Here is a 23,121-nt window from a genome sequence, read left to right on the forward strand (position 1 = left end):
CAGGAGGGATGAGTATGGTGTGTTTGCAACTACTGGTTAAAAGTCAGTGTAGGTAAGCAATATCGCTCTAATTATTCACGGTATTGCGGTGCAAAAAGAACTTATGAGCATCGCTTTGGGCGACTAACATACCTTTTTGATTAAACACTTTCATAACCAAAGAGTGCTCGCCACGATTGATACCACGCAAAGAAAACTGAGTATTACTTTGTTTTGGCCCTGTGGCTGTTCCGTTGAGAAAGAGTTGCACGCTTAAACCTTGGGTAAATCTTGGTTCTATGGTGCCAGTTACGTATACACTGCCACTATTATCACGGATTGTTTGCTCATGCTCAGGAGAAGTGATTTTAGCTGTATATTGAATCGTTGGTGTTGTATCCGTTTGTTCGAGAATTTTAGTATCAACACTTGGCATGGTTAAAGCGCTGGCGTTGAGTTTGACTTCTTTTGAACCAGGTTGCGGTACATCCGAATAGACCCAATGGCCGTTTTTGTCTTTCCAGCGATAGATTTTTGGATTGGACTCTGCTGCAGCATCAATGCTTGTTAGGGTTAGCGTCATGCTAACCGACATTATAAGAAACCACTGACGCACCACAACTCTCCACAGTAAACTACTGTTCATACTTTAGTATAGTGTTGTTGGAATTGCGAGTTACAAATGAGTAACTCCGATAATAAATTTATTCGAGATATTTAATTTAACCTTTTGAATTAAATTAAAAAAGCCCGTAATTACGGGCTTGAGAACACATATGATTAAGAGTGCCAGAAACGCATAATGAGTTTTGGCTCTACAAGCTCAATACCGCGGTACTGAGCGTAGTAGTCTGTTAGCGATTAAACGCTGTAGTACATTTCGAACTCAACTGGGTGAGTTGTCATGTTTAATTTTTCAACTTCTTTCGACTTAAGTGTGATGTACGCATCGATTAGGTCGTCAGTGAATACGCCACCTTGAGTTAAGAACTCACGGTCAGCATCTAGAGAAGCAAGCGCTTCGTCAAGTGATGCTGCAACTGTTGGGATTTCTGCTGCTTCTTCCGCTGGTAGGTCGTACAAATCTTTGTCCATTGCATCGCCAGGGTGGATCTTGTTGCGGATACCGTCAAGACCAGCCATCAACTGCGCTGCGAAAGCTAGGTATGGGTTCGCCGCAGGATCTGGGAAGCGTACTTCGATACGACGACCCTTTTCTGATGGGATCACCGGGATACGGATTGATGCTGAGCGGTTACGTGCTGAGTATGCAAGCATAACTGGCGCTTCAAACCCAGGTACTAGACGCTTATAAGAGTTTGTTGCTGGGTTAGTGAATGCATTGATTGCTTTAGCATGCTTAATGATACCACCAATGTAGTAAAGCGCTTCTTCAGATAGACCGCCGTACTTGTCGCCTGCGAAGATGTTCTTGCCGTCTTTAGCAAGTGATTGGTGGCAATGCATGCCTGAACCGTTATCACCAACGATTGGCTTAGGCATAAAGGTTGCTGTCTTACCGTATAGGTGAGCCATGTTGTGGATAACGTACTTCATCTCTTGGATTTCGTCTGCTTTAGTTACCATAGTATTAAAGCGAGTCGCAATCTCATTTTGACCAGCAGTTGCTACTTCGTGGTGGTGCGCTTCAACAACGTGGCCCATCTCTTCAAGTACTAAACAAGTAGCTGCACGCCAATCATTAGACGAATCTACCGGTGCTACTGGGAAGTAACCACCTTTTACGCCAGGACGGTGACCTGTGTTACCACCTTCGTAGTCTTTGTCTGAGTTCCAAGCCGCTTCTTCAGCATCAATTTTGTACATTGAGCCAGACATGTCAGTTTTAAATTTAACATCGTCAAACAAGAAGAACTCTGGCTCTGGACCGAATAATACGGTGTCTGCAATACCCGTTGAACGCATGAACTCTTCAGCGCGTTTAGCTACTGAACGTGGGTCACGCTCGTAACCCTGGTGTGTGTTTGGTTCAACCACGTCACAACGGACGATAAGCGTTGTTTCTTCTGCGAATGGGTCTAGCTTAGCACTTTCTGCATCAGGCATAAGTACCATGTCAGATTCGTTGATGCCTTTCCAACCAGCGATAGATGAGCCGTCAAACATTTTGCCGTCTTCAAAGAAGTCTTCATCGGCTTGATGATGTGGGATCGATACGTGTTGTTCTTTACCTTTTGTATCTGTGAAACGTAAGTCAACAAATTTTACGTCGTGCTCTTTAATAAAATCTAAAACCGATTGTGACATGTGTCCTCCGACTCGTTGGGTTATTTTTTGCTGCAATGTACTGCAATTGCACCTTGATAAGCGTTAATCGTGCCAATTGTTTAACTGTTTGATTTTTAGTAATTTATTTAAATTCACTGATCTGTGAACGGATGTTTTGCACTAAATTGGTGCGTAAGTGTTCCATGGTGGTGCGTAATATTTTTCCTGACAACGACACTTTCCATTTCTGTTGTAGTTGATATTGATTAAATGCTCAAGGTATCAAGATATCGAATAGCTAAAAATTGCTCGAGTATATTCAGTTGTCTGCACTAATGGTGGTCTGGTATTGAGCAGAAAATTGAAATTAATTTCTAAATTTATAGAAAAAATACATTCTAAATATTGCATATAAAGCACCTTTCTTTAGGTATTTAATCGAAACTTTTCTTTGCTCATTAACTGCTTCTTAGATTAATTTTTACATCTTTTGTTTATATACGCTAACACCAAAGAGCCCGCATTTTATAGGCGACTTTTTGTTCACCATTTATTTGTCTGTATTTAGGTGAATGATACTGCATGTGAGGAAGTTGTATGTACATTATGCAATTTTGTATTTCTCAATTGTGTCCTGCGTGTTAATTGTGTTAATCGAGTTAATTTTTGTTTTGTTTTTTGTGTTGATCGGTTTCATTTTTTGGGTACTATGTACCTGATATTAATAAGTTGAGTCTAATGTTAAAGGGGCTACTTGATGCACTCTAATAGGCTAAATTTTCGTTTGTTACTGTTGATATGCAAGGAAGAAGTAAGGTGTTTTCTCGAGAGTCATTAGCATTAAGATTTGTTATTTTAGTATTTATTCCCCTCCTTATAATCATCTCTTATTTTTACTTAGACGAGAGAGAAACTTTACCTCTGGATAATATCACATTAAGCGATAGCGCTTTGAGTAACAAAGTGAGTATCTCTAGAGATAAGTACGGAGTTCCAAATATAAGCGCGAAAAGTGATCATGATGCTTTTTTCGCTATGGGATATGTTCAAGCTCAAGATCGGCTTTGGCAAATGGAGTTACAGCGCCGACTAATTAAAGGTACTTTGAGTGAGGTCTTTGGAGCATCAACAATTGAGCGTGATAAATATATGCGTACTTTGGGGCTGGCTGATGCTGCAAAAGAGGCGCTAAAAAGTTTAGGGAAGCGGGAAAAAGGCATCTTAGTTGCCTTCTCTGAAGGAGTGAATGCGTATATCAGAGATTCTGAAAACCTACCAATTGAGTTTAGGGTTTTTGGTGTCGTTGCTTCAAATTGGTCTCCTGAAGATTCATTAATGGTAGGTAAGCTACTTTCTTACTCTCTGAGTTTTGCTGCTAATTATGAACGCGCCAGAGTACAAGCTGCCGCTAAATTACCAGTGGACTATTTACACTCAATCTATCCAGAGCTTAATGATCAGCAATCTTTATCAGAGGATATATCACGTGTCGCTAAATTGGATGAGACGTTAAGCCAGTTAGCGAGTATCGAAGAAGCTTTATTGCTAGAGCATGGGATTGGAGGCAAATTTGCCGGGAGTAACGCTTGGGCAATTTCTGGGGAGTTAAGTGCTTCGGGCGATGCGATGTTGGCGAATGATCCTCATCTCTCTTTCCAAATGCCTTCATTATGGTATCGAGCGTCTTTGTTAGGCGGCGAAGTAAACGCATCAGGTATGACCATTCCAGGATTGCCTGTAATTGTATTTGGACATAATGCTCATATTGCTTGGGGCGGTACTAACATGCCCGCGGATACGCAAGATTTGGTCATAGTGGACCTTAATCGAGGAGGGAATTCTGCAGGAGAGAAAATTGTTCAAAGGGTAGAGGAGATCGCGGTTAAGGCTGACTTCCCAGCTCAATTTAGAAAAGCCCCAGAGACTATAAAACATACGGTTGCACAATCAAAATATGGGCCTATTCTAGATTATAGTGCTGGCGCGTCTCATGGGTATGCACTGAGATGGACAGCTTTAAATGACAGTGATACTTCTATTTCTGCCTTGATCGACCTGAATTATGCTTCTAATTGGGAAGAGTTCAGGAATGCGCTCCAGCTTCTTATCACGCCGACAATCAATTTTGTTTACGCAGATCGCCTAGGCAATATAGGCCTCAATAGCGCGGGTAAAGTTCCGCTTCGCAAAAAACATTCTGGAGCCATACCTGTTAATCAGTATGAGTTTGAATGGACTGGGTACATTCCTTGGGAAAGTATGCCAACGGAATTCAACCCTAAAAAAGGCTATATCATTAATGCCAACCAAAAACATGTCTCTGAGGATTATCCTTACTTCATTTCTATGGACTGGGCTCCTTCATATAGAGCGGAACGTATAGCATCTCTTATAGAAGGTGAGTTAAAGCGAGGACACAAACTTTCCATCGATACTTTCCGGAGTATTCAAGGTGATGTACTTGACTTAGGAGCGATAGATCTACTCAACCTTCTTAGAAATGACTATCCAAATCTGAAGCCTTTACTTGGTGAGCTACTACATTGGGACGGAGATTATAAATCTGACCCTGACGTTGGTGCTATATACCAAGTCATGATCAGAAATTTAAAAGTCAAATTATTCCATTCACAAAGTCTTGCTACACAATTTGGTGGCGGGCTAACCGCATCTAGTCTAACCGACAAACAGTTATTGCTCGCCTTACAAGACCATGAATTATGGTGTTCTGACACTTCAGAAAAATGTACAGATGAAATTAGGGATTCCTATCAAGCGACTTTAGTTGAACTTGAGCGTAAGTTTGGCGCTAGGCCGTGGTCATGGGGAGAGCTTGCGCCGAGAACTTTCGCGCATCAACCCTTTAGTGAAGCGGACTTTTCGAGACGAATTTTTGAGCGGCAGATCACTGGAGCTGGTTCATTAGATACAGTGAATGCCGCCGGTTATCGGTTTGATAGTGCTGATGGATATGAGCAGATATTTGGTGCTGGGTTTCGCCAAATTATGGTGTCGAGTAAGCAGGAAGGGTTTAAGTCTTGGTACATCAATTCAACGGGTCAGTCCGGCAATATCATGAGCCCACACTATGATGACATGATCGACTTATATGAAAGTAATCAATTAGTTACTGAAACACCGCAATAAATATAATAATTAATAAAAAGGAATTGTAATGAGGTTACTCTCCGAATTAGGAAAGACGGCGCCTAACTCTGTCTTTATTTCACTGTTGAGCGGCGCGATCGCAGGCCTTATCTACGCGTCGCTAGTTCCAGTTATTCTAATCGCAATTGAAGAGTTTAGCTATGTATTAGACGGCACCGCAGATTTTGTTGAGGTGCTGGGCGTGCAAATAGCACATCCAAATTTAGCGCTGTTATTTTTAGGTATTTGCGCTGCGATTTTTATTTTGCAATCAGTGTCAATGATTGCATTACAAAAGTCAGCATTAATGCTTGCGAGTAATATCCGAAAAAGATTGTTTGAAAAGATTCTAGGGGCTCCAATCGAGAACCTTGAGTCAGTTGGAACTTCTAAATTACTCGTTGTATTAAGTACAGATATCAGTCGAATTATGATGGGGGCGCAAGCAGTTCCTGGTCTGTTAGTCAGTTCAGTTATTTTGTTAGGTGTATTTTTATATATCTACTTTTTAAGTATGGGGGCATTTCTATTTTTATTGGTTTGTTTAGTTGTTTCAGTTATTACCTATCAAATTCCTATCATCTATTCCATGAGGTTTTTTAATAAATCAAGACAAGAAACAGATGAACTTCAAAAATCATTTCGCTCTTTACTAATGGGAGCGAAAGAGTTGAAAGTTAATAATGTTAAGCGAGAGTCATTTATTAAAAATGAGTTACTTAAAGCTGAAAATGAAATGCGTGAAACACTTACTAAAACGTATAACTATACAATCTTTGCTGAAAACTATGGGATGCTATTAACCTATCTAATTATCGCCGTTTTGGTTTTCTCTTTTGTTAATTACTACTCGATTGGTCATGGTGAATTACTGGGTATAGTTATGGTTCTGCTATATATATCCGGCCCAATTCGATGGATATTGCAATCAATAGCTCCAATTTATAGAGCTAATGCGTCATATAATAAAGTAGATCTGATTCTTGCATCTTTGTCTAAGGAGGTAGAGAGTGAATTAACCCCGGTTAGTAACTGGGAAAAAGTAACTTTCGATAATACTTGCTTTTCTTATAAAAAATCTAATTTTGAAGTTGGCCCAATTTCTTTTAGTTGTAGACGCGGAGAAATAACTTTTATTGTTGGAGGGAATGGCTCCGGTAAATCAACCTTCTGTAAGGTCGCTACACTTCATTATAGGGCAACATCAGGAAATATTATCTTTGATGATGTGAAAGTTGATGAAAGCAATATTGATAGTTATCGCCAGTCAATAAGTGTTATCTATAGTGATTATCACTTATTTGAAAAGCTGCATGGAATTGATTTAGAAAATAGTGATGTTATAGATGAAATTAATTATTGGTTAGTGAAGCTTAACCTCGATGAGAAGGTGTTTTTAGAAGGAGATGGATTCTCTACTTTAGAACTTTCAGATGGTCAAAAAAGAAGGTTAGCATTAATAGCTAGTATTGTAGAAGATAAAGATTTTTATTTATTTGATGAATGGGCTGCAGATCAAGATCCTCAATTCAGAGAGATTTTTTACAAAGAAATCCTACCTATTTTAAAGTCAAGAAATAAGTTGATTATAGTTATAACTCATGATGATAGATATTATAACTTATCAGATCAGCTCGTTCATTTAGATAAAGGAGAGGTTCAGCTAAGTGCTTCAAGGTTAAATTATGGCGAGGCTAAGGCTGAAAAATCAAATTTTAAAAACTCAGAAAATAATAAGGATAACGCATATGAGGTTTGATTTTTCTCTAGCGCAGAAGGATGTTTACTTCGATCAGCTACATTGTATTGGTAATGCTAAATATAATATTGGTGGATATGTTGATATAAGCTCGGCAAATGTCACATCTTTATTAGAAGCAAGTGATCAGGTTATAGCAAGTAACCCTATGTTTAGTTTGACTATTGAGCATGAGCATGATGGTCCCAAAGCAAGATTTGATAACGCTTTACATATTAAGTCTACGGTGGTTGATTATAGAGACGCTATTGAACCGATTAAGTCAGCGCAGGAGCTTGTGAAAGAAATATTTTCTCAGCCCTTTGATCTTAAGGGAAGATGCCTCTACAAAACTTATATCATTCAACTGACAGATCAAAGGATCTGGTTTGTAGGTGTAGCGCATCATTTGCTGATTGATGGCTGGGGGTTTGCGCTATGGGCTGAGGCACTTTCAAAAGCTTATGAATCAAAAGAATATCAGGTTAATGAGCACGCGCAGCAAAACTATTTTGAACAAGACTCAGTATACTTGGAGTCAGAACGGTATCAGAAAGATAAGGAATTTTGGAAGTCTTACTTGCATTGTTCTAAAAGGAATATACTTGTTCCAAATAGGAAATTGGAATCGAAAAGCTCAAGTGAGAGAGTTGTTTTTTCAGTAGCGCGAGATAAGTATGAAAGCTTATTTTCAAACAAAGGGTTTCTAGCTAAGTCCCCTGGTACTGTATTTTTGTCTCTTGTTTTTATAATGTTCTCTAGACTATATAGAGAGCGTAATTTTAATGTAGGGTTACCAGCTCACAATCGAAAATCAGCGAAACAAAAGAATGATATAGCTCTATATACAAGTGTTAGCCCTATATCGCTAGCTTATACATCAGACACCTCATTTGATCAGTTTCTTAGCTATGTAGCTTCTGAGCAAAAAAAAATATATCGACATCAGAAATACCCAATTGGTCATATTGTTTCTGATATGGGCCCTGAAGCAAGAAGTGGTCTCTATGATGTGTGTGTGAACTTCTTAAAATTAAATAATAGTTGTCGCTTTGCTAAAGCGCATGCATCTTACCATTATATCGAAAACCCTTTCCAAACTACTCCTTTTAACTTAACCATTTGGGACAATGGAGAAGTGCAGCCTGTTGAACTACAGGTGGATTATCACATGGGGTACTTTTCAAAAGAGGAAATTGCACAGCTTTTAGAAATACTTTTTTCTCTTCTAGAACAAGTTTCAAATAATCCAGAGGTAAAACTCTCTGAATTAATGCTTACATCTGAGAAAAATAAATCGTTATCTCTGTCCGACACTGGACTTGATGAGGAAATACAACCATTTATTACCTTATTTTTGGAGCAAGTGCGGAAATCTCCGAATACCGTAGCTGTGTCGTGTCAAAACAGAGAACTTACTTATGAAGCCTTAGATCTTTCTTCAACGCGGCTTGCATTGAGATTCAAGGAAATCGGGGTCAAAGCCGGTGATCTCGTAGGGCTAATGCTTCATCGCTCAGAAAGAATGGTGGAAGCGATTGTAGCGCTGAGTAAAATTGGAGCTGGTTTTGTGCCGATGGATCCGAGCTATCCAGTTAGCCGCCTAAAGCATATGGCACATGACAGTAATATTTCATTGCTTGTCATCGATAGTGATTTCTCTGAGTTAGCATTTGAGCTAACAGATAAGATTTATATTGTAGAGTCACTTTGTGAAAATACCGCTGTTGAAATTGGTTCGACTACCGTAGCCAAAAACGATAGCACTGCTTATGTTATATATACCTCGGGCTCTACAGGTACGCCAAAAGGCGTTGAAATTTCGAATCTATCTTTAGCTAACTTTTTGCTCTCAATGAGGAAAAAACCAGGAATCAGCCATGGAGATAGATTATTAGCCGTCACTCCATTTAGTTTTGATATATCTATTTTAGAACTATTACTTCCGTTAATAAGTGGAGCGACGGTCAAAGTATTTCCTTCACGTATAACCCATGATCTGCAAGGTTTGGTTGATGAAATTAACAAACCTGATACCAGCATCGTACAGATGACTCCTAGCGCATGGAAGTTGGTATTAGCTTCTAGCTGGCAAGGTAAACCTAGCTTAAAGGCGCTTGTGGGAGGAGAAGCTCTGCCACAGCATTTAGCAACTGAGCTAACAAGCAAGGTTGATGCGCTTTGGAATATGTATGGGCCAACTGAAACAACAATTTGGTCAAGCTGTATCCGAGTGGAAGAGAGTTGGAGTGTAAATTCAATAGGCCATCCAATCGCTAATACACAGATGGCAATTCTAGATAGCCAGCATAGCTTCATGCCTGTGGGTTGGACGGGTGAGTTATACATCAGTGGTAAGGGGTTGGCAAAAGGCTACTTTAATCAACCTGAGCTAACTGCTAGTCGCTTCATTAGTTGTAATGGAGAGCGTTGGTATAATACGGGAGATTTAGCGAAAATACAGGCAGATGGTAGTGTTGAATTTGTAGGACGAATAGATACTCAAGTTAAATTCCAAGGGTACAGAATAGAACTAGGTGAAATAGAGTCAATACTGAAAAAGTTACCGAATATCTCTGACGCAGTTGTTCTAATCAAGACATCTGACTCTGGTCATCAGTGTTTATGTGCTTACTATATCTCTGAAAATGATGAGTTATCCTCTGAACATTTGAGAGCCGCCGCTTCTGAATACCTTCCATTACATATGCTTCCAAGCCATTGGCAAGCACTTAAAGCGTTTCCTTTAACACCAAGTGGCAAACTAGATAGTAAGTCACTTTCACTACCTTCGAGTTTTGCACAAGTAAGCACAACTGAAAATGAAGATCGTTTGATACAGGAGCTGGCAGCCGTTATTTGCCATCACCTTCAGATACCTCACCTTGATGCAGAGACAAACTTTTTTGATGCAGGAGCAAGATCCCAAGAAATGGTTGAGCTTGTGCCAAAGTTGAATGAAGCATTGAGTTTGTCACTAACTGTTGTCGATATGTTTAGTTATCCCTCACTTAACGCGCTGGCTCAAGTCATTGATGCCTCTGCGACCCGCAACTCCGAGGCAAAAAGCCGAACAGAGCAACTTCAATCAGGCAAATCAAGGCTTCAAAGAAGATTGAATACAAGGAAACAAGTCAATGAGTACTAATCAAAATTATCATGGTGCTGAAATCGCAGTCATAGGTATGTCTTCGCGATTCCCCAAAGTGAACTCGACACAAGAGTTTTGGCAATTGTTGCGAGAAGGCCGGTGTGGATTGTCAACATTCTCTTCTGAAGAGTTAGAGCGTGCAGGTGTGGATAGTGAGCTGATATCGCAAGACTCTTATGTTCCAGTTAAGGGGGTTGTGGAAAATGCGATGGCCTTCGACGCAGAGTTTTTTGGATATAGTGAGCGTGAAGCTATTTTAATGGATCCTCAATTGAGGCTCTATCATGAGACTGCTTGGCAAGCTCTTGAAGATGCTGGTTGTGGGAGAGAGACGTTAAATGAGAGGTTGCTGGGCGTTTTTGGTGGAGCTTCAGCAAACCCATTATGGACAGCTCAATTTAGCCAAGCCGCTTCTGAAGGTGGTGCACAAGCTTACGAGATAATTAATCTCGTTAGTCGAGACTTTTTTAATACTCGTTTGGCATACAAGTTCAATCTAAATGGTCCAGCTGTGACTGTACAGTCAGCTTGTTCAACAGGCTTAGTTGCAATTCACCAAGCTTGTCAAAGTCTGTTAAGTGGGGATAGTGATATTGCGTTAGCTGGAGCTGTTTCATTATCTACCAACCCAGCTTTAGTTGAACCAGATATACAAGGATATGTTTATCAAGAGGGAATGATCCTCGCTCCTGATGGTCAATGTAGGCCATTCGATGAAAGTGCTCAGGGGACGGTCTTGAGTGATGGAGTCGGGTTTGTCGTTTTAAAGCGACTACATGATGCAATTACCGATGGTGATCAAATTCATGCTGTTATTAAAGGTTCAGCAATTAATAACGATGGTAATAATAAAGTAGGATATACCGCACCAAGTGTTGCAGGCCAGCGAGATGTGTTAAGTACAGCACTACAGATTGCTGGTGTTGAGCCACAAGGCATCGGTTACATTGAAACTCATGGAACAGGAACAAAGCTGGGAGACCCTATAGAGGTGCAGGCTTTGAACCAAGTATATGGCGTTAATAGATCAACGCCTTGTTTAATTGGCTCAGTAAAAAGCAACTTTGGCCATTTAGATACCGCAGCAGGTATCGCTGGGTTTATTAAGGCGGTACTCGCTATAAAGCATGGCGGGATTCCAGCAAGCTTGCATTACAAGGATGCAAATCAGAAGTGCCAGTTTTCTGAATCTGGGCTAATGGTATCGGATCACTTCCAGCAATGGCCATCAGCAGGGGTAAAACGTGCCGGCGTCAGCTCGTTTGGGATTGGTGGAACAAACGCGCATATTATTTTAGAAGAGTATCGAAAACCCGCAATGGAATCAGTGCAACAAAGTGCTGCCTTTATTCCTGTTACTGGTCATTCTAAAGAGAGTCTACAACGTAACTTAGCCGCAATGCAGAGCTGGTTGCGGTCAAATACTAACGATTCACTATCTGCTGCTTATACTATGTTATTTAAGCGTTCAAAGCAGAGTATTAAGTCTGCACTTGTTCATGATGCCGACAATCAATACATAGCGACAGCGTTTAATAAGGAGCTGCACCCTGAATCACTGGTATTCATGTTTAGTGGTCAAGGCTCTCAATACTCTAAGATGGCACAATGGCTATATAAGAATGATACAAAATTTAGAGAAGTAGCAGAGTTATGCTCTACACACATAGATGAGCTCACAGGTGTTAATGTATGCGAATTACTTTGGGGAAATACTGAGCAGATAGCAAGTGACGAACAGTTACGAGCAACAAAACTTGCGCAACTTACACTGTTCACCGTTGAGTTTGCAATTGCTCAAAGTCTAATTGATAAAGGGTATCGGCCTAGTGCGTTAATTGGGCATAGTCTTGGTGAGTATGTTGCTGCGACAGTTGCTGGGGTATTCAGCCTTCAAGACGCGATAAAGGTTATTAGCGCTAGAGCCCAAATTATGTCTCGTGCTACGCCGGGGAAAATGATTGCAGTGAATGGCAGTTGGACTCAGTTTGACACGTCAAAGTGGTCGAATGTATCAATTGCGACTATTAATTCTGAAAAGAACTATGTTGTTGCTGGAGCAGTCCAGGATATTGAGATATTTATTTCAGATGCACGAAGCAATGGATTAGAAACTACAGAGCTCAATACATCAAGTGCATTTCACTCTTCATTAATGGATCCACTGTTAAGTGACTTTGAAGCTGAGTTCAAAGGGATTCAACTGAATACTCCCAATATGCCGATTATCTCAAATGTGACAGGTGATTGGGCAGGTGAGCAGGAACTATGTGATGTCTCTTATTGGGTTAAGCACTTGCGTCATACGGTTCAATTTCACAAAGGTATCAGCACGCTGTTGTCAGGACCAAGTCGAGCTTTTGTTGAAGTTGGTCCAGGTAATACGCTAGCCAACATTGTGTCACGCCATGGGCAATTAGAAAGTCAGAGTTTAGTCCTGCATACCACCCGCGCAAAAAGAAACGAAAAGAATGAACATACAGCATTCAATAAGTGTTTAGGGCAGCTTTATACGCTTGATATTGAACCTGATTGGAGCAGGGTACTTCAAGGTTTTAACAAGATCGCCGACCTTCCTCCTTATCAATTTGATAGCAAAGTTTATAAAACTCAGTTTTCAGGTTTTAGAGAAACGGCAGAAGAGGATGTTGAAGGATTTTATAAGCAACAGTGGAGTAAACAAGCGCTATCACTCCTATCACAGGATAGTGACAATAAAGGTAATATACTCGTTCTCGATGATAACAGTCATTTTTCCCAAAATATTATCAAGCAGTTAGAGTTGGAAACAGCAAGCACAATAACGACTGTTAGGGTTGGAGAAGTATTTAAGCGAGAGGATGAAAACCGCTACATTATGAGAGCGGAAATATTTGAAGATTATGAAAAGCTAGTTGCGGAATTAACGCGGTTAGTGACATTACCGACAAAAATTATCTCATTTTGGCCAAGTTTAAGCACTATTGACAACTATCATAGCATCCTCACATATCTCCATTTAGCAAGAGCATTCTCAAATGTCTCTTACCAAGATGAGATGAGTTGGTTTGCGATAACAACAGAAGCTTGTAACGTTACAGGTATAGAGTTGCTTAAACCCGAACAAGGGCTGGTGTACGGCACACTGAAAGTAATTTCTCAAGAGCATCAGAACATCTCAGCGCATCAAATTGACTTTGATAGTTCAAGTTTTAGTCAGTCTCAGTTACTTCCAATAATACGTTCTAAAAAATTGTCCACTGTAAGTGCGGTGCGAGGCAGAAATCTTTGGCAACCAGAGTTTCTAAAAATTGGCAAGGAGCTAGAAAAGAGCAGTTCACCTGTAGTTATTCGTGATAATGCGACTTATGTAATTACAGGTGGATTCGGAGGTGCAGGACAAGAACTTGCTCGTTATTTAGCGTCAACATATAAAGCTAACTTAGTGTTAGTGAGTCGAACAGACCGTTCATCTTCTCCTCTTATTGCTGAATTGAACTCCTATGGTGCCAATGTAACTTGCCTTGAGGCGGATGTAAGTACACCGCGATCAGCTCAAATAATTTGGGACAAAGCCGTCACTGAGTTTGGCCAAGTTAGCGGTGTATTTCACCTAGCGGGACTGCCAGGTGAAACGATGGTGATGAACCAAACAAATGAAATTGTGCATAAGGTACTAGCTGCAAAGCTGGGAACCGCCAACGCTTGGGTTGATATTTGCGAGCGTGAAGAGATGGAGTTCGTCGTACTATTTTCTTCGGTTACGGGGATTTTAGGTGGCATGGGTCAAAGTGACTATAGCTCAGCCAATGCTGGTTTGGATTGTATAGCAGAAGCAGCCCATAGTAGAGGTATAGATAGAGTTTTCAGTATTCGCTGGGATGCTTGGAAAGAAGCTGGAATGGCTGTAGAGGCATTAAATGGCAGAAGACGGATTACAGCACATCAAACTCATCCACTGTTGGGCGATCAAATTATCAATGAGTCAGGCCAGACGGTCTACTGTAAGCAATTTCATACAGAGAGGGATTGGCCGCTTGCTGAGCATTGGGTTATGGGTTTACCAACGATTCCTGGTGCAACCTATTTGGAGATGGCTGCAGCTGCATTTCAGCATTCAACCCCTTCAAAGCACATCACTTTAAAAGACGTATACTTTCTATCTGGTGCAGCCCTATCTGCAGGAGATTGGTCTGATTTATATACCAACCTAACAGTCGATGGCAATGGTACTCAATTCGAAATTACGAGTTATCAGCCGAGTAATGAGTTGTACCAAATTCATGCGAAAGGGCAGGTAAGTGGAGTTTCGAGCGCGCAGCCAGAAAGCATGTCGATTAATGAGCTAATTAATTCAATTCAAGGAAGAGTATTCGACAATGTTTCTGGTGCTGCAGACCTTGGGGCTCAAGCTCTTGGTGTGAGCCGAAATGCAGAGCAGCACGATCAGTTGATGAAGTATGGTGAGAGATGGAACTGTTTTGAAAAGGTGTGGATCGGCGAGCGCTCAGGCCTAGCTAAAATGCACTTACCTGCACAGTTCGATACTGATATTAATGACTACAGTTTACATCCTGCCTTACTGGATTGCGCAACCTCTTATCTGAGAGCTTTTATTGATGGTGGCGTCTATATACCAATTAGCTATGCAAAGCTTACCCAATATTCGAAGCTTGAAGGTCAGTTTTATAGTTTTGTCGAGTTGCAGAGTCAGGACAGCAAATCGGGAGTCATGAGCTTTGATATTTGTTTACTCAGCTTAACAGGAGAGCAGCTAGTAACTATTTCAAATTTCACGATGAAGAAAATTGAAACAGACTTAGCTAGCTCTTCAAGTAAGGTAAGCAATATACCTCTTAGTGAATTTGTATATAAACATAAAGCGATGCCAGCAGGCATTGATAATAGTACTGCAATGAGTGTTATCGAACAGACATTAGCTCACCGTCAGCCAGTAACTTTGTATGCAGCATCGGATTTTATAAAGCGCTATGAAAACTCCGCAGATGGTGACACTGGTTTATTCGACCTGAATGACGCGTTACCACAACAAACACGACCTAGACCTGATTTGGAAGTGGATTTTGTTGCAGCAAAAACTCCCACTCAAAAATCATTAGTGTCAATTTGGGAGCAAATGCTTGGATTAGAAAAAGTAGGGATTCAAGACGACTTCTTTGAGCTTGGTGGGGACTCTCTCGTTTTGATGCAGATCCATAAAAAAGTACAACAAACATTTGATGAAAAAATAGCGGTTGTTGAACTGTATAACTATCCGACAATTCAAAAACTCGCCGAATATATAGACTCTTCATCTAACGAAGATGACGATACTTTATCTCAGGTTTCTTCTCGAGTTGAGAAGAAAAAAGCAGCAGCCCTTCGCCGCAGAAAAAAACAACAAAAGGACTAACAGAAAATGAAATCAACAGAAGAATTAAAAGAATATTATCAGGATGACATTGCCGTTATTTCAATGGCTGGTCGCTTCCCCGGTGCAAACAGTGTCGAAGAGTTTTGGCATAACCTTGAAAATGGTGTCGAGTCAGTCAGGTTTTTTAGTCAAGAAGAGCTATTGAACTTAGGGGTTGATCCTGCACTTTTAGAAAACCCGAACTTTGTTGGTGCTGAGGGGGTACTTGAAGGCGTAGAGAATTTTGATGCTGAATTCTTTGGTTTCTCGCCTAGAGAAGCTGAATTGTTAGACCCACAGCATCGGATCTTCCTTGAGGTAATTTGGGAGCTGTTAGAAAGAGCGGGTTATGGTGCTGAAGAAGGCGACAACATCATTGGTGTTTATAGTGGAGCCGGTGCTAGTTCCTATCTGTCGAGAAACTTATTATCACACCAAGACTATGTAAGGGACGTTGGGACCTTTAAAGTCTCTCTCTCAACGGGACAAGACTTTGTCTCGACAAGAGCAAGCTACAAGCTTGGCTTATCTGGACCTAGTATCAATATTAATACTTTATGTTCGTCTTCAGCTGTTGCTGTTCACTATGCGAGGGAAGCGTTGCTTGCATATCAATGTGACATTGCGGTAGCTGGAGGAGTTACAATATCAAACTCAAGAGAAGATGCTTTATTTTACCAAGAGGGCGGCATAGGGTCCTTTGATGGTCACTGTAGAGCCTTCGATGCGAGGGCTGCCGGTACAGTTGCTGGGAATGGTATTGCGCTTGTTGCTTTGAAACGCATGGAAGATGCACTAGAAGATGGCGATCAGATCCTTGGCGTACTAAAGAGCAGTGCAATTAATAACGATGGCGGGGACAAAGCAAGTTATACCGCGCCAAGCCCTGAAGGGCAATCGAGGTGTATTACAGAAGCTCTTGAAAGCGCAGAGATAGATCCTGCGACGATTAGCTATATAGAAGCACATGGAACAGGTACTAACTTGGGGGATCCGATAGAAGTATCTGGTTTGACTAGAGCATTTCAACGCTATACGGATAAAAAGCAATTCTGTGGCATTGGTTCTGTGAAAACAAATATTGGGCACCTCGTATCAGCGGGGGGAGTTGCCAGTATGATAAAGACGTTGAAGGGGATGGAGCATCACAAGATACCTGCAAGTCTAAACTTTGAACAACCTAATCCAAAAATTGATTTTGCTAATAGCCCATTTTTCGTTGTTGATAAAACGATCCCGTGGGAACCAAGTGCAGGTGACAAGTTAAGAGCTGGTATTAGTTCATTTGGCATTGGTGGAACGAATGCACATTTAATCGTAGAAGAAGCGCCTGAGTTACCTAAGTCTGATTCAGCTAGTGGACTTCATCTAATCGTGTTGTCTGCAAAAACAGCATCCTCATTAGTAAAAACGAAAGAAAACCTGCTTGAGCACTTGAAGTGCTGCCCAGAGCTAAATATTGCTGACGTTGCTTACACGTTACAAGTCGGTAGGAGAAATTTTAAACACAAGTTTGTCACTGTTGTCAGTTCAATAGATGAATTAAAGAATAAGCTGACAGGAGACGACAAGCGATTCACGATCCATAGTGCCCAGAACAAAACAGAGCGAGATATTTGTTTTATGTTCCCCGGTCAAGGTAGTCAGTATGTCGGTATGGCGAAAGCTTTATATGAAAATGAAGCTGAGTTCAAAAAGCATTTAGATCAGTGCTTTGAATTAATACACACGCATTGCTCTTTGTCCTTAAAAGAACTTTTGTTTTGTGAGAATTCAACTGCTGCCAGTACACAACTTAAACAAACTCAGAATGCTCAATTAAGTTTATTTAGTGTTAGTTATGCACTAGCTAAACTGCTAATAAGTTGGGATGTAAAACCACAAAGCATGATTGGTCACAGTATCGGTGAGTATGTGGCAGCGTGTTTGTCCGGTGTATTTACTCTGGAAAATGCAATAAGACTCGTTGCAAAGCGTGGTGAGCTCATGGCGGGTATGCCACATGGCAAAATGTTGTCGATTCCAATCGCTGCAAGTGAAGTGTCTAACTGGGTAAGAGAGGGAGTTTGGCATTGCGTTCAAAATAGCGAACATTCACAGGTTTTGGGAGGGCAGCCTGAAGCAGTTGACGCTTTATTAGCTGAACTAAATGCAGCAGGAATTGAAGCTTCTCTGCTACATACATCTCATGCGTTTCACAGCGGGATGATGGCTGCTGCACTTCAGCCATTCATAGAGTTTGCAAGCACAATACCGATGAATAAACCAACTATCCCGTTTATCTCAAATGTATCGGGTGATTGGGCTGAGGAAGAAGTTTGCAGCCCAGAATATTGGGCTAAACACCTGCGTCAAACTGTGAAATTTAACGATGGATTAGAGACATTATGGTCTGAGGATACTAGCCGTGTGTACGTTGAAGTTGGCCCAGGGACTACCTTACGATCATTTATAAAGACGTTGAGCAATAACCAAGCTCATGTTGCAAGTACATTACCTAAACCTGCAGAGCAAGAGTTTACACTGGAAAGTATCGCATTTACGCGTGCTGAAATATGGGCAGCGGGGATCACACTACCTTTTGAAGAGTATTATTCTACGCAAAAGCGCCACAGAGTTCGTCTTCCTACCTATGCATTTGAGCCAAAAAGATATTGGATTGAACCTGCAGCAACAGGTAAGCAGTTATTTAAACCTGATTTAATTTTAACGAAAGATTCTGATATGCCCAGCACCACAAAACCGCTTGTAGAGGGGGCATTACGTTGGGAGTTAAAAGCGGTTGAACAACATACGACGTTGTCAGACGCACAATTGGCAGCTATCAAGGCGATGCAACAAGGTGTTACAGAGCAGCTTGCGACTATTCTTGGTAGTAGTATGGATGTCAAAGGTGAAGGCTTAGAGTTAAAGTTTGCAAATATAGAGTCTCAAATTGATGGTAGTAGTGATGACCTTGCATTGGCTTCCAATCATAGCCGTCCAAGTTTTGCGCCTGATTATGTTGAACCAAGAACGGAGCTTGAATCACTACTAGCGCAGCAATGGCAAGAAGTTTTGGGGTATAGCCCAGTTGGAATAGAAGATAATTTCTTTGAAATGGGTGGGCATAGCTTAATGGCGGCTGCCTTAGTAACCAAAATGCGCAAGCAGTTTGAATTTGAGATACCACTTCAGGAATTATTGCAATTACCAACTATTTCTGCACTTTCCGAATTAATTGAAACTCGGATGTGGTTACTTGAGCAAGAAAATAGTGAGGCCGATACGACTGAACCTGTTGAGGTGCTTGAACTATGAATGTTGAGGCACTTTTACAAGAGCTTCGGGCTCATCACGTTAAATTAAATATCAAAGGTGACAAGCTGGTTTGTGAATTACCAAAAACGGGAATTCCTGATAGCCTGAAGACGACACTGATAAGTAATAAAGAAGCGTTGAAGTCGTTTTTAAATAAGCTTTATAAAGATAATAAGAAACGCCACACGATTCAAAAGGTCGATAAAGCTTGTGAAATACCACTGTCATTTTCACAGCAAAGCTTGTACTTAGCGCAAAAGTTTGCGTCAGGCAACGAGTATTACAACAGTCACTTCTTATTCGATATTAGTGGTGAGATTGATTTTTCTTGCTTTCAACTTGCTGTGCGCAAGTTGATAGAGCGGCATGAAATATTGCGGACTTGTTATGGCGAAAATTTAGGAATGCCGTTTCAGTTTGTAATGCCAATGGAAAGTATCGACATGACAAAAATCTGCGAGCTTGTTTCCGTGGTTCATAAAAACGATGAAGAAATAGAAGCGCAGATTAGAACAAGTATAAATATCTATTTTGATTTGGAACGTGATGCTCCTATCAGAGTTAAATTATTTAGAACGAAAGAAAGATATTTAGTGTTGTTTGTTATACACCACATCGCAACAGATGGATTTTCCGGTGGTGTTTGTAGTAAAGAGCTATGTCAATTGTATCTTCATGCGGTTGAGAAATCAGATGAGAGTTTGGCTCCATTAGATATTCAGTATGCAGATTATGCATTTTGGCAGCGTTCCCCTGAATGGATGGAAATGCAAAATGAAGGGATTGAATATTGGCTTGAAAGGCTAGAGGGTGCGCCAAAAGTAAATCAACTTCCATATGATTTTCCACGCCCACGTCAGTTGGATTATAGCGGTAGGACACAGCAGTTTAAGCTTGATTCCCTGAGGCTGGCTAAACTGAAAAAACTTGCTGCACGAGAAGAGACAACCTTGTTCATGCTGTTACATGGCCTGCTTGGTGTGCTAATCGCTAAAGTGAGTGGTCAATACGACAACACTATAGGTGCACCCATTGCAAATAGGCTGAATCCTCAGCTGGAGTCATTAATAGGCTTTTTTGTTAATACCTTACCAACAAGAGTACAAATTGATGCTAAACAAAGCTTAATTGATATTCTTCGACAGAATAAAACTAATCTATTGAATGACTTTTCGCATCAAGAAGTGCCAATCGATGTGCTTATTTCTGAGAGGGCGGGAGAGCGCTTGGTAAGCGGTTCAAATCTATTTCAGGTGCTATTTGTGATGCAAAACACGCCTGAGATGATGCTTGAATTCGCTGACACAAAAATGGAGCTGAAAAACTTTGATGCCCATACTGTGCGATTTGATATAGAGCTTCACATCACGGAGCTTAATGATGAGCTCGATATTAGTTGGATGTATGCAACAGCACTTTTTAAAGAAGAAACGATTAAGAGTTTGCATGACAGCTTCATACTGCTCATTGATACCTTTTTAAATAATCCCGAAATAAATTGTTCAGATTTCTCGATAGTTAATAAGAAGCAACAAATACAGCTAGAGAAATTACAGACGAAAGAAGCGGTTCCTCTTGCTGGTGCCTCTGTGCAAGAAGCATTTGAGAGCACGGCTAGAGATTACCCAGAGAGTATCGCGTTAGTTGATAAAGAAGAGACAATTAGCTATGGCAGTTTAAACGCGCAAGCGAATAAATTAGCCCATTACTTAATTGAGACTGAGAATGTTAAACCTGGTGATTTAGTGGCATTTTTAGTTCCGAGGGGCATAGATCAAATCATAACGTTGATGGCCATATTGAAAGCGGGTGCAGGCTATATTCCAATCGACGAAGCATTACCTTTAGAGCGTATTGATCAGATATTACAAAATTACCCAAATAGCTTGTTGATATATGGAGCCTGCTCTCAGGCGTGCATCAGTGAGCACAATAATAAAAGGCAACTGTCATCGCTAATTTTGAGTAATTACCCAGTTACTAATCCGGTGCTCGAAGTGGGGCTACTAGAGTCGCCCTGCTATGTTTTACACACCTCAGGCTCTACAGGTAAGCCAAAAGCGGTACAGATGTCACATAAAGCGCTGTTGAATTTGATTGTGACCATTGGGGTTGCTCAACCTCTTTTAACGAAACAGCCTACTTGGTTGCAATACGCATCAATCGGTTTTGATATGAGCTTTACTGATATTTTTATGGCACTTAGTAACCATGGTAAGTTGGTACTAACTCGTCGAGAGTGTATGAGTGACCTAGACTATCTTAGTAAAACGATTGTGGATCATGATGTCAGCGTTTTAAATTTGCCACACTCAATGCTGCACATTTTATTGAGTTATTGGGTAGAAAGTCACGTCAATCCAGCGCAACTGAATTGTGTGATATCTACGGCTGAGCAACTAAAAATAACTCCAGCGATCAGAAAGTTCTTTTCACGCAATAATCGAATACAACTTGTTAATCATTATGGTCCTACAGAGACACACGTTGTGACTGCATTAAATCTCTCAAAAGTACCAGAGACTTGGGCTGATATACCTAATATTGGGTCGCCAATAGCGAATGTGAGCTGCTTGGTACTTGACGAGTTTGGCTATCAAGTACCTGTAGGCGCTATGGGGGAGTTGTATATCACAGGTGCATGCTTGGCCGATCAGTATCTCGGAGAGCCTGAGCTGACGAAGGAAAAGTTTACTGAGCTACCTCATTATCCTCATTTGGGTGAGCGATTTTATCGTACGGGAGATTTGGTTCGTTGGACGTCAAATGGCAACTTAGAGTATTTAGGTAGAAGCGACCAACAGGTGAAACTGAGAGGCTTCCGAGTTGAACTAAGTGAAGTGGAGACTACCTTAGCATTGCATCCAGACGTAGATATGGCATCCGTAAAATGTGATGAATTCAACGGAGATAGCAAGCTAATTGCTTACTTTACTGTAAAGGGAAGAACACCTTCACAAACTGAGCTAAATGAATTTTTGCTTTCCAAGCTACCTTACTACATGTGTCCAAGCTTATTTATCGAAGTCACTTCATTTACATTTAATATCAACGGAAAAGTAGACAAAAATGCGTTGCCTAAGGCTGATTTCTCGGTACTAGAAAGTCACTATAGTGAACCTGAAACTCCGACAGAGTACCGCCTTCAAGGTGCGTGGCAATCATTGCTCAATGTTGAGAAAGTAGGCCGTAATGATAACTTCTTTAACTTAGGTGGGCACTCGTTACTTGCATCACAACTCTCTGCTGGGATCCAGCAAGAAACCGGCATAAAACTATCAGTAAAAACGATTATGGAAGCCCCTATTTTGAGGGAGCAAGCGCGCTTATTCGATGAGCTAAATTATTTGCAGAATGTTGAGAGCCTAAAGGCTGGACAAACAATCAAGGAGGAGGGGGTGCTATGAAAGAACTTAAACTATCACTAGAAAATTATCTACATGAAGGCGTGGTTAAGTTAGAGGGCGTGTTTTCTCAAAACGATATTGAGACCTTAGAAATGCACCTTCGAGATCATATTGGTGTTGAAAAACGGGGGGTTGTCTATGAGCAAGATGGAGTTACGGTACGCGGCATTCATGGTATTCACTTGTACCATGAGTTTTTCTCCACATTAGTAAAACAGGAAAAATTACTTGGTATCGTTCGGAAAACCCTAGGTGACAACTGCTATGTGCATCAATCCAAAGTAAATGTTAAGAAAAAAGGGGTTGGGGAATTCTGGCCATGGCATCAAGATTTTGTGTTTTGGCATAATAATGACCATATAGAGAAAGAAGAACTAGTCAATATCGCCATATTTCTCGATGATGTGGACTTTATTTCTGGTCCTTTGTGGTTTATTCCAAACTCGCATACGCAAGGGAACCTCTGCCAAAATATAACGCTTGAAGCTCAGCCTGATAAATCATGGTCGAATGATGTGGCTTCAGCGCTTACTTTCCAAGTGCCAATTGAAGAAGTTGACAAGCAAATTCAGATGAATGGTGTTGCTCCCGCAATAGGTAAAAAAGGCGATGTCATCGTTTTCCACCCACAAACTATTCATGGTAGCCCTAATAACTTAGGGCCAACGGATAGACGGTTGCTTATTCTGACCTACAACAAAGTGAGTAACGTAAGCAAGTCTCTTTCAAGCCGGCCTGAGTTTTTGTGCTCACCAGTCACTTATTAAGGAGTATGATA

The 23,121-nt window shown here is 40.9% G+C and carries 9 protein-coding genes; 7 read left to right on the plus strand and 2 right to left on the minus strand.

Translation table 11 applies throughout. The features are described from left to right. Positions 1 to 67: 67 nt before the first annotated feature. The gene (locus L3V43_RS21525) at positions 68 to 574 is read right to left on the minus strand and encodes a DUF4124 domain-containing protein (protein ID WP_010604328.1); all 507 of its coding nucleotides are present in this window, start codon (positions 572 to 574) and stop codon (positions 68 to 70) included. A gap of 266 nt (positions 575 to 840) precedes the next feature. Beyond that, positions 841 to 2,247: a glutamate--ammonia ligase gene (gene glnA, locus L3V43_RS21530; protein WP_010604329.1), complete on the minus strand. Its 1,407-nt coding sequence runs from the start codon at positions 2,245 to 2,247 to the stop codon at positions 841 to 843. 924 nt (positions 2,248 to 3,171) lie between these two features. Between glnA and L3V43_RS21535 the strand changes: the two genes are divergently transcribed. The 7 genes from L3V43_RS21535 to L3V43_RS21565 are packed head-to-tail and all read left to right on the plus strand — an operon-like array spanning position 3,172 to position 23,110. Continuing rightward, positions 3,172 to 5,355: a penicillin acylase family protein gene (locus L3V43_RS21535; RefSeq protein ID WP_158299088.1), complete on the plus strand. Its 2,184-nt coding sequence runs from the start codon at positions 3,172 to 3,174 to the stop codon at positions 5,353 to 5,355. A gap of 28 nt (positions 5,356 to 5,383) precedes the next feature. Next, entirely contained in the window at positions 5,384 to 7,114 is a 1,731-nt protein-coding gene (locus tag L3V43_RS21540; protein ID WP_010604331.1) for a cyclic peptide export ABC transporter, read from the plus strand. Continuing rightward, positions 7,041 to 10,241, plus strand: coding sequence for an amino acid adenylation domain-containing protein (locus L3V43_RS21545; protein ID WP_237117373.1), 3,201 nt, complete (start codon positions 7,041 to 7,043; stop codon positions 10,239 to 10,241). The genes L3V43_RS21540 and L3V43_RS21545 overlap by 74 nt, the downstream gene beginning before the upstream one ends. Continuing rightward, entirely contained in the window at positions 10,231 to 15,636 is a 5,406-nt protein-coding gene (locus tag L3V43_RS21550; RefSeq protein WP_237117374.1) for a type I polyketide synthase, read from the plus strand. Before L3V43_RS21545 ends, L3V43_RS21550 begins: the two co-directional genes overlap by 11 nt. Positions 15,637 to 15,642: 6 nt before the next feature. Next, on the plus strand, positions 15,643 to 18,936 hold the full coding sequence (locus L3V43_RS21555; RefSeq protein ID WP_237117375.1) for a type I polyketide synthase: 3,294 nt from the start codon (positions 15,643 to 15,645) through the stop codon (positions 18,934 to 18,936). Beyond that, positions 18,933 to 22,343: an amino acid adenylation domain-containing protein gene (locus L3V43_RS21560; protein WP_237117376.1), complete on the plus strand. Its 3,411-nt coding sequence runs from the start codon at positions 18,933 to 18,935 to the stop codon at positions 22,341 to 22,343. The genes L3V43_RS21555 and L3V43_RS21560 overlap by 4 nt, the downstream gene beginning before the upstream one ends. Next, positions 22,340 to 23,110, plus strand: a complete 771-nt coding sequence (locus L3V43_RS21565) for a phytanoyl-CoA dioxygenase family protein (protein ID WP_010604336.1) — start codon at positions 22,340 to 22,342, stop codon at positions 23,108 to 23,110. Before L3V43_RS21560 ends, L3V43_RS21565 begins: the two co-directional genes overlap by 4 nt. Positions 23,111 to 23,121 lie beyond the last annotated feature (11 nt).

This window comes from Pseudoalteromonas sp. L23 (assembly GCF_021728455.1).
Taxonomy (GTDB): domain Bacteria; phylum Pseudomonadota; class Gammaproteobacteria; order Enterobacterales; family Alteromonadaceae; genus Pseudoalteromonas.

What these genes read in the sequence shown, in the direction of transcription:
- L3V43_RS21525 (WP_010604328.1), bottom strand. Translation starts at nt 574, where the DNA reads ATGTCGGTTAGCATGACGCTAACCCTAACAAGCATTGATGCTGCAGCA.
- glnA (WP_010604329.1), bottom strand. Translation starts at nt 2,247, where the DNA reads ATGTCACAATCGGTTTTAGATTTTATTAAAGAGCACGACGTAAAATTT.
- L3V43_RS21540 (WP_010604331.1), top strand. Translation starts at nt 5,384, where the DNA reads ATGAGGTTACTCTCCGAATTAGGAAAGACGGCGCCTAACTCTGTCTTT.
- L3V43_RS21545 (WP_237117373.1), top strand. Translation starts at nt 7,041, where the DNA reads ATGGCGAGGCTAAGGCTGAAAAATCAAATTTTAAAAACTCAGAAAATA.
- L3V43_RS21550 (WP_237117374.1), top strand. Translation starts at nt 10,231, where the DNA reads ATGAGTACTAATCAAAATTATCATGGTGCTGAAATCGCAGTCATAGGT.
- L3V43_RS21555 (WP_237117375.1), top strand. Translation starts at nt 15,643, where the DNA reads ATGAAATCAACAGAAGAATTAAAAGAATATTATCAGGATGACATTGCC.
- L3V43_RS21560 (WP_237117376.1), top strand. Translation starts at nt 18,933, where the DNA reads ATGAATGTTGAGGCACTTTTACAAGAGCTTCGGGCTCATCACGTTAAA.
- L3V43_RS21565 (WP_010604336.1), top strand. Translation starts at nt 22,340, where the DNA reads ATGAAAGAACTTAAACTATCACTAGAAAATTATCTACATGAAGGCGTG.